Origin of the sequence: Anaeromyxobacter sp. SG17 (genome assembly GCF_022690695.1) — a bacterium.
GTDB classification, from domain to species: Bacteria; Myxococcota; Myxococcia; order Myxococcales; family Anaeromyxobacteraceae; genus Anaeromyxobacter; species Anaeromyxobacter soli.
The window spans coordinates 45847-60889 of record NZ_JALCYX010000012.1; the positions used below are offsets into that span (position 1 = coordinate 45847).

The 15043-nt window shown below is 74.4% G+C and carries 13 protein-coding genes; 10 read left to right on the top strand and 3 right to left on the bottom strand.

From position 1 onward, the window contains the following. Positions 1-2 precede the first annotated feature (2 nt). Complete coding sequence (locus MNY60_RS07305) at positions 3-3143, top strand: efflux RND transporter permease subunit (RefSeq protein ID WP_242360289.1); 3141 nt, start codon at positions 3-5, stop codon at positions 3141-3143. Beyond that, positions 3140-4381 (top strand): TolC family protein, encoded by a 1242-nt coding sequence (locus tag MNY60_RS07310; RefSeq protein ID WP_242353630.1) that lies wholly within the window; start codon positions 3140-3142, stop codon positions 4379-4381. Before MNY60_RS07305 ends, MNY60_RS07310 begins: the two co-directional genes overlap by 4 nt. A gap of 54 nt (positions 4382-4435) precedes the next feature. Here MNY60_RS07310 and MNY60_RS07315 read toward each other — a convergent pair whose 3' ends face one another. Beyond that, positions 4436-4834: a hypothetical protein gene (locus MNY60_RS07315; protein WP_242335791.1), complete on the bottom strand. Its 399-nt coding sequence runs from the start codon at positions 4832-4834 to the stop codon at positions 4436-4438. A 139-nt stretch (positions 4835-4973) separates the two neighbouring features. On the opposite strand from MNY60_RS07315, the gene MNY60_RS07320 reads away from it, so the two are divergent. The 4 genes from MNY60_RS07320 to MNY60_RS07335 all read left to right on the top strand — a co-directional run bounded on the left by MNY60_RS07320 (position 4974) and on the right by MNY60_RS07335 (position 9176). Beyond that, positions 4974-5894, top strand: a complete 921-nt coding sequence (locus MNY60_RS07320; RefSeq protein ID WP_242353641.1) for an aminotransferase class IV — start codon at positions 4974-4976, stop codon at positions 5892-5894. Between the two features lie 52 nt (positions 5895-5946). Then, entirely contained in the window at positions 5947-6660 is a 714-nt protein-coding gene (locus MNY60_RS07325) for a HEAT repeat domain-containing protein (protein WP_242353643.1), read from the top strand. A gap of 90 nt (positions 6661-6750) precedes the next feature. Beyond that, positions 6751-7341, top strand: coding sequence for a hypothetical protein (locus tag MNY60_RS07330; RefSeq protein ID WP_242335800.1), 591 nt, complete (start codon positions 6751-6753; stop codon positions 7339-7341). After that, on the top strand, positions 7338-9176 hold the full coding sequence (locus tag MNY60_RS07335) for a SpoIID/LytB domain-containing protein (RefSeq protein WP_242360290.1): 1839 nt from the start codon (positions 7338-7340) through the stop codon (positions 9174-9176). The genes MNY60_RS07330 and MNY60_RS07335 overlap by 4 nt, the downstream gene beginning before the upstream one ends. A 215-nt stretch (positions 9177-9391) precedes the next feature. On the opposite strand, the gene MNY60_RS07340 is transcribed toward MNY60_RS07335, so the two are convergent. After that, positions 9392-9649 carry a hypothetical protein gene (locus tag MNY60_RS07340; protein ID WP_242360291.1) on the bottom strand — a complete coding sequence of 86 codons (258 nt, stop codon included), beginning with the start codon at positions 9647-9649 and terminating at the stop codon, positions 9392-9394. Between the two features lie 155 nt (positions 9650-9804). On the opposite strand from MNY60_RS07340, the gene MNY60_RS07345 reads away from it, so the two are divergent. Further along, complete coding sequence (locus tag MNY60_RS07345; protein ID WP_242335811.1) at positions 9805-11271, top strand: sigma-54 dependent transcriptional regulator; 1467 nt, start codon at positions 9805-9807, stop codon at positions 11269-11271. Between the two features lie 87 nt (positions 11272-11358). On the opposite strand, the gene MNY60_RS07350 is transcribed toward MNY60_RS07345, so the two are convergent. Continuing rightward, positions 11359-11622 carry a hypothetical protein gene (locus MNY60_RS07350; RefSeq protein ID WP_242335814.1) on the bottom strand — a complete coding sequence of 88 codons (264 nt, stop codon included), beginning with the start codon at positions 11620-11622 and terminating at the stop codon, positions 11359-11361. Positions 11623-11890: 268 nt separating this feature from the next. Here MNY60_RS07350 and MNY60_RS07355 point away from each other — a divergent pair, with 268 nt between their 5' ends. Genes MNY60_RS07355 through MNY60_RS07365 form a run of 3 tightly spaced genes read left to right on the top strand, consistent with a single transcriptional unit; the run spans position 11891 to position 15018 of the window. After that, complete coding sequence (locus MNY60_RS07355; RefSeq protein ID WP_242335817.1) at positions 11891-12472, top strand: polysaccharide biosynthesis/export family protein; 582 nt, start codon at positions 11891-11893, stop codon at positions 12470-12472. A 43-nt stretch (positions 12473-12515) separates the two neighbouring features. Further along, entirely contained in the window at positions 12516-13640 is a 1125-nt protein-coding gene (locus tag MNY60_RS07360; protein ID WP_242360292.1) for a hypothetical protein, read from the top strand. 16 nt (positions 13641-13656) lie between these two features. Next, positions 13657-15018, top strand: a complete 1362-nt coding sequence (locus tag MNY60_RS07365) for a lipopolysaccharide biosynthesis protein (RefSeq protein ID WP_242360293.1) — start codon at positions 13657-13659, stop codon at positions 15016-15018. Positions 15019-15043 lie beyond the last annotated feature (25 nt).

A 15043-nucleotide genomic window follows, 5' to 3' on the forward strand; every position in this document is an offset into this window, starting at 1 on the left:
CCGTGCTCACGCGAATCATCGAGTGGTCCCTCGGGCACCGCCGGGCCGTCGTCGGCGCCTGGATCGCGATCGTCGTCGCCGGGGTGCTCTCGTTCCGCGCGCTCCCCATGGACGCCTTCCCGGACACGACGCCCGTGCAGGTGCAGGTGAACACGGTCGCGCCCGCCCTGGCGCCGCTCGAGGTCGAGCGGCAGCTCACGATCCCCGTAGAGCAGGTGCTCGCGGGGCTGCCGAAGGTCGAGGACCTCCGCTCCATCTCGAAGTTCGGGCTCTCGCAGATCACCGTCCAGTTCGAGGACGGCACGGACCTGTGGTTCGCCCGGCAGCAGGTCTCGGAGCGACTCTCCCGGCTCGAGCTCCCCGCGGGCATCGAACGGCCGGCGCTCGGGCCGGTCGCGACCGGTCTCGGCGAGGTCTTCCACTATCTCGTGAAGGGGAAGGGCAGGTCGCTCGAGGAGATCCGGACCGCGCACGACTGGATCGTGGCGCCCCAGCTCCGGAGCGTCCCCGGGGTGGCCGAGGTGAACGCCTGGGGCGGCAACGAGAAGCAGTGGCACGTCGTCGTCGATCCGCGCCGCCTCCAGAAGTTCGACCTGTCGCTCGGCGACGTCTACGAGGCGCTCGAGAAGAACAACGCGAACGTCGGCGGCGGCGTCCTCGATCGCGGCGGGACGAGCCGCCTCGTGCTGGGCGTCGGCGCGCTCACGGACGGGCGCGACGTCGAAGGCGTGGTCGTCGCCGCGCACGACGGCGTGCCCGTGCGGATCCGCGACGTCGCCCGCGTCGAGGTCGGGCACGAGATCCGCCGCGCGGCCGTCACGGCGGACGGCGAGGGCGAGGCCGTGCTCGGGCTCGGCTTCATGCTCGTCCACGAGAACAGCCACGAGGTCACGAAGGCGCTCGCGGCGCGCCTCGCGGACCTCCAGAAGAGCCTCCCTGCCGGAATCACGGCCGAGCCGGTCTACGAGCGCACCGAGCTCGTGGACCTCGTGCTGCGGACGGTCCGGAACAACCTGCTCGAGGGGGCGCTCCTCGTCGTGGCGGTGCTGTTCGCGTTCCTCGGGAACCTCCGCGCAGGGCTGATCGTGGCGAGCGCCATCCCGCTCTCCCTGCTCTTCGCGTTCACGGGGATGCTGCGGTTCGGCGTCGCCGGGACGCTCATGTCTCTCGGCGCGATCGACTTCGGGCTCGTCGTGGACAGCTCCGTGATCCTGGTCGAGAACGCCGAGCGGCGCCTGGGAATGGAGGGCGGGCGGCGCACGGTCAGCGAGGTCGTGCGCGACGCGGCCGTCGAGGTGCGCAAGCCGACGCTCTTCGGTGAGCTCATCATCGCGCTCGTGTACCTGCCGATCCTCACGCTCGAGGGCGTCGAGGGGAAGCTGTTCCGGCCGATGGCGCTCACCGTCGTGCTCGCGCTGCTCGGCTCCGTCCTCCTGTCGATGACGCTCGCGCCGGTGCTCGCGTCGCTGGCGCTTCGCAGGGGTGCCCACCCGGAGCCGAGGTGGGTGGGATGGCTGAAGCGGACGTACGCGCCGATCCTCGCGTGGACGATGGCGCACTCACGGTGGGTACTCGGCGGCGCCGCGGCGGTCGTCGCGCTGGCGGCGATCGGCGCGCTCCGGCTCGGGAGCGAGTTCGTGCCGCGCCTGTCGGAGGGGACGATCGTCGTGAACGTCGCGCGCCTCGCCGAGGTCTCGCTCGACGAGTCCGTCCGCATGGGCGAGCGGATCGAGCAGGTGATCCTGGCGAAGTTCCCGGACGAGGCGGAGCGCGTCTGGACACGCACCGGCACGCCGGAGGTCGCGACGGATCCGATGGGCGTCGAGCTGTCCGACGTGTTCGTGGCGCTCCGCCCGCGGGAGCGCTGGAAGCGCGCGCACACGCAAGCCGAGCTCGTCGAGGCGATGCGAAAGGAGCTCGAGGGCCTCCCGGGCGAGCGGCTCGCCTTCACGCAGCCCATCGAGATGCGGCTCAACGAGATGGTCGCCGGCATCCGCAGCGACCTGGGCGTGAAGCTGTTCGGCGACGATCTCGACCTCCTTCGCGCGAAGGCACGCGAGGTCGAGACGGTGCTGAGGGGCATCCCCGGGGCCGCGGACGTGACGGTGGAGCAGGTGACCGGGCAGCCCGTGCTCCAGGTCACCGTGGACCGCGACGCCATCGCCCGGTACGGGATCACCGCCCGCAGCGTGCTCGACGCCACGGAGGCGGTCGGGATCCGCCACGTGGGAGAGATCCGCGAGGGGGACCGCCGCTTCGCGCTCGGCGTCCGCCTCCCGGAGGAGTTCCGGGATCCCGAGGCGCTGGGGGCCGTGCAGGTGCCGGGCCCCGCCGGCGAGCGGATCCCGCTCTCGCGGCTCACGCACGTCGAGGAGCACTCGGGCCCGACGACCATCCAGCGGGAGTGGGGCAAGCGGCGCGTGGTGGTCCAGGCGAACGTGCACGGCCGCGATCTCGGGTCCTTCGTGGCGGCGGCCCGGCAGGCGATCGGCGAGCGGGTGGAGCTGCCCGACGGCTACTTCGTGCGCTTCGGCGGGCAGTTCACGAACCTGGAGCGCGCCCGCACGCGGCTCCTCGTCGTGGTGCCGATCGCGCTCGCGCTGGTGTTCCTCTTGATCCACGCCTCGAGCGGGCGCCTGCTCGACACGCTCCGCATCTTCAGCGGCGTACCCTTCGCCCTCGTCGGAGGCATCCTGGCGCTGACCGCGCGCGGGCTGCCGTTCTCGATCTCGGCGGCGGTCGGGTTCGTGGCGCTGTTCGGCGTCGCGGTGCTGAATGGGCTCGTGCTCGTCTCGCGTGTCCGGCAGCTGCTCGACCGGGGCGTCGCGCTCCTCGAGGCGGTACGCGAGGCGGCGATCTCCCGGCTTCGGCCGGTGCTCATGACCGCGTCGGTGGCATCGCTCGGGTTCATCCCCATGGCGCTCGCGACGGGACCGGGCGCCGAGGTCCAGCGACCGCTCGCGACGGTCGTGATAGGCGGCGTCCTGTCGTCCACCGCGCTCACGCTGCTCGTGATGCCCGTCCTGTTCACCGCGCTGCGGGCGAAGGGCGACGCGGAGCGCGGTGAGCGAGAGGAGGACCTGGACCCGGAGCGCGAGCCCGAACGATCCGGGCTTTCGGCGGCACGGGAGGAGCGGGCGTGAACGCGAAGAACATCGCCGCCGCGGCGGCCGTCTGCCTGGCGTCGGCGGCAGGGGCGGAACCCCTCACGAGCGAGCGCGCGGTCGCGATCGCGCTGGAGCGGAACCCGGAGCTCGCCGGGCTCGCCGCGGAGGCCCGGGCGGCCCGCGCGCGGCTCGCCGACGCGGAGCTCCCGCTTCGAGCCAACCCGGAGATCTCGGCGGCCGCCGGCCCACGGAGCCGGGGCGACCGGCGCACGACCGACGTCGAGGTCGCAGTCTCGCAGCGCGTCGAGCTCTTCGGTCAGCGCGGCGCGCGGATCGACGTGACGTCGGCGGAGCGGGACGTGTCCGAGGCGCGCCTCGCGGCGCGACGCGTCGGGCTCGCGTCCGAGGTCCGCGCCTCGTTCGCACGCGTGCTCGCGGCCGAGCGGCTGATCGCGCTCGCACGTGAGGACCTCACGGTCGCCCGTGACGCCGTGCACGCGGTCGAGCGGCGTTTCGAGCTCGGCGCGACGACGCAGCTCGAGGTGAACGCGGCGCGCGTGGAGGGAGCACGCGCGGCGCGAGCGGTCGCGGTGGCGTCTCGGCGACAAGCGTCCGCGCTGTCCGAGCTGCGGACGCTGCTCGGCAGCGAGCCGGGCGCGCCGCTCGAGCTCGCCGGCGCGCTGCCGCGGGCGATCCGCGCCGCCCCCCTCGACACCGAGGGCCTCGTGAACCGGGCGCTGTCCGCCCGGACGGATCTCGTCGCGGCGCGGCGCGAGCTCGCCGCGGCCGAGAGCGAGGTGCGGCTCGCGCGACGCGAGTCGCTTCCCGCTCCGGCGATCGGCGGAAGGTACTCCCGCGAGGAGGGGGCCGACGTGGTCCTCGGGACGCTCACGTTCGAGCTGCCGGTCTTCAACCGTAACCAGGGCGGGCGAGGCCTCGCCTCGGCCCGCGTGGCGCGGGCCGAGGCCGAGGTCGCAGCGGCGGAGCGGCGCGTCCGTGAGGAGGTGCGGCTGGCCGTCTCGCGGCTCGAGACCGCCGCGGAGGCCGCTCAGGCGTTCGAGGGCGAGGCCCTCGCCGGCGCCGCGGCGAACGTCACGCTCGCGACGAAGGCTTACGACGCCGGAAAGATCGGGGTCGCCGAGCTGCTGCTCATCCGGCGTGGCGCCGTCGAGGCGAGGCGGGAGCACGTGGAGGCGCTCGCGGAGCTCGCGGAGGCCGAGGCAGAGCTCGCCCGGGCGATGGGATCCGAGGCGCCCTTCGGGGGTGCGGGATGAGGACGCCGTCCCGCGGTTGCGCGGAGGGTCGCGGCCTCGCCCAGCGCGCGGAGGTCAGGGCTTGCGCTTCGTGCCGGCGGCCACGGCCATGCGAGCACGGGCTGCCGCGGGAGCGGCAGGGGCGGGTCTAGCGGGGACTCGCGTCACGGGCGCGGCGCGCGGCGCGCAGGCGCGCTCGTCCGCCTCCACCCGCGCGAACCACTGGGCGGCGGTCGCCTTCACGCGGGCCCAGCGGATGTCCTCGGCGCTCGCCATCGGGATCTCGGCAGGCGCGGAGGCCCGGGCGGGCGCGTCGATCACCCGCGCCCCTGCGCGCCGCCGGAACACCTCGCCGTAGAGCGAGGAGTGCGTCCGCGCGCAGAACGGGCACTGGAAGTAGCGGATCTGGCTGGCCGGAGCCGACCAGCTCGTCATCACGACCTTGCAGTGAGTGCACTCGACCGCGGCATCCATCGATTTCCCGGGATATCGCCGGGGGATCCCAGGGTCAAGAATTCGGGCCGGATCCGTAGGGGGCGCCCGCGCGGTCGAGCGACTCGTGCGGTCCACACCCCGGCGCGCCGGGCGCGCGCTTCTCCGCTAGAACAGGGGCATGCGGACGCTCGTGAACCTCGACGGCTCCCTCGTCGCCCCCGCGGAGGCGAGGGTCTCGGTGTTCGACCGCGGCTTCCTGTACGGCGACAGCGTCTACGAGGTGATCCGGACCTACGGCGGCCGCCCGTTCGAGCGCGAGGCCCACCTCGCCCGGCTCGCGCACTCCGCGGCCCGCATCGGGCTCTCGCCGCGCTGGGACGCGCAACGGACGGCCGCGGAGATCGATCGCACCCTCGCCGCCGCGCGCGGAGCGGACGCGCCGGAGCCGGACGCGGCGCCGTGGAACGCGGGCGAGCGGTACGTCCGCGTGGTGATGACGCGCGGGGCAGGGGAGATCGGGCTCGATCCGGCGCTCGCCGTCGATCCGCTCGCCATCGTGATCGTGCAGCCGCTCGTCGGACCGCCGGCGCGGGCCTACGCGGACGGGATCCCGGCGGCGGTCGTGGGAGTTCGGCGCGCCTCCCCGCAGGCGGTGGACCCCTCCGCGAAGACGGGCGCCCATTTGACGCACGTGCTCGCCGTCCGGGAGGCACGCGCGGCCGGCGCGCAGGAGGCGCTGCTGCTCGACGACGCGGGGTTCGTGACGGAGGGCTCGTCCTCCAACGTCTTCGCGGTGGCCGGGGGCCGGCTGCTCACCCCGCCCATCGCGTCCGGGATCCTCGAGGGCGTGACGCGGGCGGTGGTGCTCCGGCTCGCGCGAGCCGAGGGCGTCCCCGTCGAGGAGGTGCCGCTCCGACCGGAAGACCTGGAGCGCGCGGACGAGCTCTTCATCACCTCCACCGTCCGGGAGATCCTCCCCGTCACACGGCTCGGGGACAGCCCCGTCGGCGCCGGGCGCCCCGGGCCGCTCACCCATCACCTGCACCAGGCCTTCAGGCGACTCGCGGGCGGTCCTGTAGGACTGAGGGTGCGCAGGTAGGCGGCGAAATCGCCCTGGCGGCGGCAGGGCGCGAGCGTACACTCGCGCGCGCATGCCACGGATCGCAGTCTGCGCAGTCCTCCTCGCGCTCACCGCGGTCGCCCGCGCCGACTCCCACGACGACGCCGCCCGCGCGCTCCGCGAGGACGGCTCGGTGAAGGTCCGCGCTCAGGCGGCGATCGTGCTCGGCCAGCGCGGCGAAGCGGAGGCCGTCCCGCTGCTCGCCGCGGCGCTCGCGTCCGACGCCGCGCCCGCGGTCCGCATCGCCGCGGCCGGCGCGCTGGGCAGGGTCGGGGGCGGAGGGGCACGCCGGGCGCTCGAGGCGGCGCGCCGCTCGGACGCGGATCCGGCCGTGCGGGCCGCGGTCGTCCGCGCCCTCGACGTGCTCGGCCTCGCGTTCTCGATCGACGAGCCCGGCGGGAGCGCCGGCGGGGCCGCGGCCCGGGACGCGCTCCGCGCAGCGATCGCGCGGCACCTCGCGGCGCACGGCTGGGAGGTCCTCGAACGCGGCGGGATGGTGCTGAAGCCGACGGTGCTGCGGGTCGACGTGGACTCGGACGCCGTGCGGACGATCGTCGCCGTCAAGGCGGCGCTCGTCGCCGTCGACGGCGATGGGCGCATGGCGGCGATGCTCGAGAGCGGCGCGCGCCTCTCCGCGGCGGGGGCGATCCCCGAGGCGAAGATCGCCTCCTACGCCGCCCGGGCCCTCGACGCCGCCGCCCGGGCGCTGTGCGAGGATCTCGCGGCGCGGCTCGGGGGGAGGTAAACCGAAGGGATGGAATCCGCGTCCGGCCGGCAGAGTCCCGTCCCGCCGCCCTCACCTGGCGCGGCGCCAGCGCCGGCCGCGCCCGAGCCTTTGGCTCCTCCCGCAGAGCCCCCGCGCCGGCGGTTCCGCAACTATCTCCTCGACGGCGCGCTGCAGCTCCGGCTCGCGAGCTACCTCCTCGCCGTGGCGGTCGCGCTCTCGGCCGGCCTGGGCTGGCTCCTCTGGACGGCGTATCGCGAGACGAGCCGGGTCGTGGCCCTCGGCGATCCGCTCGCCGGCGAGTCCCTCGCGCAGGCGCTCGCGGCGGAGGACCGAGGACGCATCGGCCTCGTGGCCGTCGTGCTCGCCGCCGTGCTGCCGTGCCTCCTCGCGGCTGCGGTGGTGGTGACGCACCGGATCGCCGGCCCCGCGCTCGTCCTGAGCCGCGCCTGTCGCGACGTCGCCGCAGGCCGGCTCGCGCCGGTCCGGCCCCTGCGCGCTCGCGACCTGCTCGTCGATCTCGCGGTGGACGTCGGCGCGATGGTGGACGCCATCCGCGAGCGCGAGGCTCGAGAGCGCGAGGAGCTCGCGCGGGCCGCTGCGCTCCTCCGCGATCCCGGCGCTGCCCCGGAGGCGCGGGCCGCCGCCGCCGCGTCGCTGGAGGCGCTGGCGGCCGAGAAGGACGCGCGGCTCGCGTCGTGAGGAGCCGCGGAGCCCTGGGGTTCGCCGTCGCCGCGCTGCTCGCGTGCGCGATCGGGCGGAACGAGGTGGGAGGCACGGGGAGGGTGGAGCACGCCCCGAGCTCGACCTCGCCGTCGCCGTCGCCGTCGATCTCCACCCCCGCCCCGGCCCTGACCTCGACCCCTACCTCGACCCCGACCCCCACCCCGACCTCGACCTCGACCCCGACCCCGACCCCGACCGCCATCCCGCCTCCGGCGCCCGCTCCCCTCGCTCCCCCTCCCGCGGCCGATCTCGCCGATCCCCTCGAGCTCCTCTGGGCCCACCGCCTCGCGTTCACGCGAGACGGCGAGCCGCTCGTCACGATCCGGCTGATGGAGGGGCAGCGCGAGATCGCGTTCCGCGCCCGCGCCCCCGGGCGGATCACGCTGCGAGGGGGGACCGTCGTCGAGGTCCCTGCCGGTGCCCGGCTCACGGTCCGCGCGCGCGAGGCGGCGCCCGCGATCGTCGTTCACCACGCCCTGCTCGCGGAGGCGCCGCTCGCGGCGCGTGCCGCGCTGGACGAGGCGCGGCGCACCTGGGCGGCGCGAGGTGTGCCGGTGCGCTCCCGCGTGACCGGCACGGTGTACGGCGTCGGCGGCCGGGTGGTGGACGCGCGCCGCGAGCTCCTCGTCGCCGAGGGAGACGGCTCGCTCGAGGCGGCGCGGGCGACCGGCGCGTCGCTGCGCGAGCGGTTCGGGGAGCAGCCGGCGCTGAGCGCAGAGGTGGTCGCCCGGCCGCGCGGGACGCTCGAGCTCCGCGGCGAGGGCGGCGCGCCGCTCGGCGAGGCGGACGCGGCGCTGTGGCTGGACGTCGCGGGAGACGCCGGGTTCCTCGTCGAGGGCGTCGAGCACGATCGCGGTCCTCGCGGCCGGGCGCGCGAGGACAGGGCCTACGGAGGCCGACTGTTCGTCACGCTGGACGCGCACGGGGGGATCGCCGCCATCCACGGGGTCCCGCTCGAGGAGCTCCTGCGCGGGCTCGTCCCCAGCGAGATGCCGGCGTCCTCGCCGCTCGAGGCCCTCAAGGCCCAGGCGGTCACCGCCCGCTCGAACGTCCTCGCGCAGCTCGGCGCGCGCCACTCGGCCGACCCGTTCATGCTGTGCGCCGAGGTTCACTGTCAGGCGTACCGCGGCGACGGCGCGCGGACCTCGCGCACGGACGAGGCGGTGCGCACCACGCGCGGGGAGACGCTCTTCGGCGCGGCGGACCAGGCGCTCGTCGACGCCGTGTACTCCGCGACCTGCGGCGGCCACGGGGAGCACAACGAGCTCGTCTGGGGCGGCGCCGCGAGCGCGAGCCTGCGTGGACGGCCTGATCTTCCCGCGGCCCAGGCGGCGAGATGGAAGGAAGGGCTCGCCGACGAGGCGAGGCTCCGCGCGTTCCTCGCCGAGCCCGGAGACGCGTGGTGCCGCCGGCCCTCCACGCCGGGCATGACGCGTTTCCGATGGGAGCGCCGCCTCTCGGCCGCGGAGCTCGACGCGGCGGCCGCGCAGCTCGGGGTCGGTCATGTGCGCGCCATCGCGGTCGGCGCGCGCGGCGTGTCGGGTCGCGCCCGCCGCCTCGCCGTCGAGGGCGAGCGTGGGCGCGTCGAGATCGCCGGTGAGCTCCGCATCCGGCGGCTCCTCGGCGAGCTGCCCTCCGCGATGTTCGTGGTGGAGCCCACCAGCGACGGCGTCGTCCTGCGCGGCGGGGGGTGGGGCCACGGCGCGGGGATGTGCCAGTGGGGCGCGGTGGGGCGTGCGCAGGCCGGCCAGGGGTACCGCGAGATCCTGGGCAGCTACTACTCGGGCGCGGAGCTCGCCCGCCTCTATTGAAGAGCGCCGCGAGGGGTTCCCGCCCGGGAGCGCGCGTCGCCCCTTCCACCGATCACCAGCTGGAGCGCGCGCCGAGATCGTAGACGCGCGAGTAGCCGAGCTCTGCGAGCGCGCGAGCGACCGCGGCGCTCTTCCTCCCCGTCTCGCAGTACACGATCACCGGGAGACCGGGCGGGCCGAGCTCCGCGAGCCGCGCGCCGGGGCTCGGAGCGGCGTCAGGGCCGGCGATCCGCGTCGCCGAGGGTGAGCGTGCGCTTCCTGCGGCGCGGTCGAAGCGCGGCGGCGGCCACGAACGCCGCGCCGAGCGCGAGGACGCCGACGAGCGCCTCGACGAGCGCGACGCGATCGAGGAGCGTCGCCTCGCCGCCCTGCAGCGCGCGCGCGCCGCGGGCGGAGTCGTACGCCTTCCACAGCATGAACGCGCCTCCCGTCGCGAGCAGGACCGCCCGGAGGAGGAGACGGGAACGGGACATCCGCACGGCCCCGGTATGTCATGGAACGCCTCCACGCGAAAGCGAAGCGAAGCGCTCGCTCGGCCGTCAGCCGCCGCGTTAGGGCCGGTGCCGGGAACACCTGGTCGTTCCATTTTCACACCGGCGGCAAGCACCTCCCCGCCGGCGGAACGACGATGGACAAAGACTGCACCGTACTGGTCATCGAGGACGACGACGACGCCCGCGAGGCGCTCTGCGAGTTCCTCGCGACCGCGGGATATCGCGTGCGCCCCCTTCGCAACGGCGTCGAGGCGCTGGCGGCGATCGCGAACTCCAGCCCCCACGCCGTGCTGCTCGATCTGGTGATCCCCGAGCCCGACGGGTTCGAGGTCCTCCGGCGCATCCGCGAGCGCGACCCGCGCGTCCCGGTGATCGTCATGTCGGCGCTGGCGCAGGCGGAGGACGTCGTCCGTGCGATGAAGCTCGGCGCGAACGACTACCTCCCGAAGCCCTTCGAGGTCTCCGAGCTGAACCTCGTGCTGCGCCGCGCCCTCGACGGACCCGGACGGCGTCCCCCCGACGTCGCCGAGGCGCGCGTCGCAGCGGTCGTGGCCGAGTCGGGCGACGGCGACCTCTTGCCCACCACCCCGCTCTCCGGCCCGATGGAGCGCGTCTGGTCGCTGGTGAACCGGATCGCCGACACGGACGTGCCGGTGCTGCTCATCGGCGAGAGCGGCGTCGGCAAGGACGTGATCGCTCGGCGGATCCACGCGACCAGCCACCGCGCGGGCCGCCCCTTCGTGAAGATCAACTGCGCGGCCCTTCCGGGAGAGCTCCTCGAGAGCGAGCTCTTCGGACACGAGAAGGGGGCGTTCACGGGAGCGCACGCGGAGAAGCCCGGCAAGTTCGAGCTGGCTCACCGGGGGACGATCTTCCTCGACGAGATCGGCGAGATGGATCCGCGGCTGCAGGCGAAGCTGCTGCAGGTCCTCCAGGACGAGGAGTTCTACCGGGTGGGCGGCAAGCGCCCGGTGCGCGTGGACGCCCGCGTCGTGGTCGCGACGAACCGCAACCTCGAGGCGGCCATCCGGCAGGGCACGTTCCGGGAGGATCTCTTCTACCGGCTGAACGTCGTCACGATCCGGGTCCCGCCCCTCCGCGAGCGGCGCGAGGAGATCGGTCCCCTCGTGCGGCACTTCGTCGACAAGTACCGGCAGCGCTACCGGGGCGGGCTCGAGGAGATCCCGGCCGAGGTGATGGAGCGCTTCCACGCCTACGACTGGCCCGGGAACGTCCGGGAGCTCGAGAACCTCGTGCGACGGCTCGTCGTCCTGCGCGATCCCGCGATGGTCCTGGGTGAGCTCGGCGGCTCGCCGCCGGCGCTCGTCGCCGCGGGGGCCCATCCGCCGGCAGCGCCCGGGGTCAACGGCGTCCACCGCCCGGGCGAGGGCCCGGCGCTCCCGGAGGACGCGCCGCTCAAGGACGTGGCCCGGCGGGCCGCGCGCATCGCGGAGCGCGAGGCGATCCTCCGCGCGCTCATGCGGACCGGCTGGAACAAGCGGAAGGCCGCGAAGCGCCTGCAGGTCAGCTACAAGGCGCTGCTCTACAAGATCAAGGACTGCGGGATCGTCGACCCGCGAGACGCGGCGACGATCGAGTGAGAAAGCAGCGCGGCGCGGCCCCGCGAGGAGCCGCGCCGCGCCCTGGTCCCCCCCCGGAGATCCGATGCGCCCCTCCCGCCGGAAAGCTCAGGCCGCAGCCTGCTTGGGGGCGAGCTCGCCGCGCGAGCGGCGCTCGCGGAAGCCGGTGCGCGCGCTCACGTACAGGAACGCGATCCCGAGCGCGAGCAGCACGATCGGCTCGACCCATGCCGATTCCGGAAACAGTCCAACGACCGAAGTGCCGACCCCGAACAGGCCCAGCGTCCACGCCGCCGCCCTCAGCATGCCTTCCCGCCCTCCATACCGGCGCCGACTGCCGGTCCATCCTGCCGCGTCCAGGGAGAACGTCATCCCGCCTCGTCGCCGCGGCAACGCAGGCACGTCCGTTCCCACGCGAGGGAAAAAAGTTCCTCAGCGTCGCACCGGAACCCGCTCTCGGCGGCAGCCGCTCGCTCGCGCGTCGCGTTCGTGGCCGCACGCCGGATCGCGTGGACGACGTGCGCTGGAGGAGCGGCGACGCGTGGCGTGGAGTTCGCTCGGGGTGAACGACGCGTCGTGGCACGAGGTGTGCTCGATGCGAGGGAGTCGTTTCGGGACGGGGAGTCCCGGGAGGAATTGGATGGCGTTCTCGAAGAGGGCAGTGGTGGCCGGCATTCTCCTCGCCGCGACGGGGTGCGCTTCGTCGGGGGCCTCGCAGCGGCCGGATCCCCGGCCCGAAGTGGGCGAGTACCGCATCGGGCGCGAGGACGTGCTCGAGGTCGTCGTCTGGCACGAGCCAGAGCTGACGCGGGTCGTGCCCGTCCGGCCGGACGGCAAGATCTCGCTTCCGCTCGCGGGGGAGATGGACGCGGCAGGCAAGACGCCGGGGGAGCTGCAGCAGGGCCTCACGAAGGCGCTCGGCCCGTACATCAAGGACGCGGCCGTGGCCGTGCTGGTCCGGGAGATCAACGGACCGCGGGTGTACGTGCTCGGCGAGGTGACGCGCCCTGGCGGGTTCCCGCTGCGCGGTCCCATGTCGGTGGTGCAGGCGATCGCGCTCGCCGGCGGGCGCACCGAGTTCGCCCGCGGCGAGGTGAGCTGGCTCCGCCAGGGAGCGAACGGGAAGACCGATCGAGTGAAGCTCTCGTTCGACGAGCTGGTGAAGGGGGAGGCGGAGGGTGCGCTCTGGCTCAGGGGCGGCGACGTCCTCTACGTGCCGTAGCGGGACGGTGCCGACCATGAGAGGGCCGAGGAAGAGGTGGGCGATGGGAGCGCCGGGGCGCTTCGGGAGGGCGGCGCTCTGCGCCGTGTCTCTCTGCGCTGCGGCGCGGGCGGCGGCGAGCACGGTCGTGGATCCCATCGCCCGCCTCACCCTCGAGGGCGGCTACGACTCGAACGTGCTCTACGACGGCTCGGGCAGCGACCGCGTCGGCCGGGTGTCCCCGGACGTGGGGCTCCGCTTCCGCGATCACACCTGGGAGCTCCGCACGCTCTACGGCGTGGACTTCCTCACGTACGAGCGCATGCAGCCCGGAGGGAGCTGGAACCACCGCGGGTCGCTCGTGCTCGACGCGCGAACCACGCGGCGCCTCACGCTCCACGCGGACTTCCGGGGCGCGTACGCGTTCGACCCGGTGGGGCTCGCGCAGATGGGCGTCTTCCGCACGGGGCGCGACTCCGCGCTCATCCTCCACGGCCGGGGCAGGGCCGAGTACCGCGCCTCCGAGCGCGTGGACGTGGCCGCCCTGCTCACGGAGGACACGGTCCGCTTCGACGACCGCACGGGCGGCGCGATGCACCAGCCCGGCGTGGAGGCGCTGTACCGGTACGGCCGGCGCCTCTCGTTCGGGGCCGGCTACCTGGCCTCGCTGTTCCAGGGCTTCGAGCGGGACGCCACCGACTGGGCCTTCGCGCACGCGCTCAGGGCGCGCGCGCGGTACGAGCTCAGCCGGCAGCTGACCGTGAACGGCTCGGCGGGGCCCGCCCTGTGGCTGAAGAGCGGCAACGCGGTCGTCGTCCCCGAGGGCAGCGTCGAGCTCGTCGGCGTCTCCCGCGACTGGGAGGGGCGTGCGCAGCTCGCCCACGGGCTGGGCCTCGGCAACACCGCGAGCCCTGGCCTCGTCGACTCGGTCGAGCTCGGGCTCGCGCGCAGGTTCGCGCGGCGCTTCGAGCTCCGCGGTGACGGCGGCATCTGGCGCTCCGGCCGGGCCCCGAGCGGCGGGGACGCGGTGACCGGCTACGTGACCTACGGCGAGGCGGCACTCCTCGTCGGGGGAGGGGTGCGCTTGGCGCTGGCAGCGACACATTTCGCGCGGCTCGACGATTCGTCGGCCGCGCTGCGGCGAACGACGTTCGGACTCCGGCTCGGCTGGACCCTGCCGGAACGGTGACGAAGAGGAAGGACGAATGGAACGGACCTACACCCTGCAGGATCTCCTCGCGGCGCTGCGGCGTCGCCGGCTCCTCGCGCTGGTCGTCGCAGGCGCGGTGCTCGTCGTCGGGGTTGCGCTCGCGCTCGGCGTCCCCTCGGAGTACTCCGCCCAATCGGTGGTCCAGATCGAGCCGCGGCGGCTGGGGCTCGACTTCTTCCCGGCCCAGAACGGCACGCCGTTCGAGGATCGGATGCGGACCATCAAGCACGGCATCCTGGCCCGCCCGGTGCTCGAGCGGGTGATCAAGGAGACCGACTTCTTCCCCGATCTCCGCGACGACATGGACGAGGCGCTCCGCAAGATGCGGCGGAACGTGGAGGTCCGGCTCGAGGGCGAGGTCCCCGCCGGCGCGCCCGCGCTGCTCTTCGTGGTCGAGGTGCGCGGCAGGGATCCGGAGAAGGTCGCCCGGGCCGCTGAGCTCCTGCCGAAGTACTACGGCGAGCTCACGCGTCAGGTCCTCGAGGCCCAGGCGCGCAGCCTCCGCGAGACCCTCGATCGCCAGGTCGACGACATGGGCAAGGAGCTCTCGACGCAGGAGAAGAAGCTCCTCGCCTTCAAGGTGGACCACACCGCCGAGCTGCCCGAGCTGCTCGAGGACAACGCCCGCGCGGTCGGGCGCGCGCAGAGCCAGATCGAGATGCGGCTCGGCGCGATCGCCGACGCGCAGCGGCGCCGCGGCGACGTGCTCTCGTCCATCCCGGAGGGCCCGAGCGGTCCGGGTCTCGCCGAGGCCGGCCTGGACGCCGCGCTGCGGCGCCTCAACGCGGCCGAGGCGGCCTACGGGCCGGATCACCCCGACGTGAAGCGCGCTCGGCGCGAGTTCCAGGAGGCGCTCTCCCAGCGCGACGGCGCGTTCGAGAAGTTCCAGAAGGAGCGCGTGCAGGCTCACCTCGCGCGCATCGACGACGAGGTGCGCGCGCACGAGGAGCAGATCGCCTCCCTCCGCAAGGAGATGACCACCTACCAGAAGCGGATCGAGGCGGCGCCGCGCTGGGGCCAGGCGCTCGCGAACCTGTCCCGGGAGTACGAGGTGATGCGCGCCAAGTACGCCTCGACGCTCTCGCGGCGCGCCGACTCGGCGGCCGCCGAGCAGCTCCTCGCGGCGGACCAGCCGACCATGTTCCGGATGGTGGAGACGCCGGTCACGCCCCGGCTGCCGGCCGCCCCCGACCGGCCCAAGCTCCTGTGGATCGCGGTGCTCGCCGCGATCGCGATGGGGCTCGGGGCGGCGGGGATCGCCGAGTGGCTCGATGCGTCGATGCGTGGACCCGAGGACGCGGCGACGCTGGGCATCCCCGTGCTCGCGGCGATCCCTCGCATCGGGCGGGCTTCCTGACTTGCGCGTAATCGATCGGAGGAAT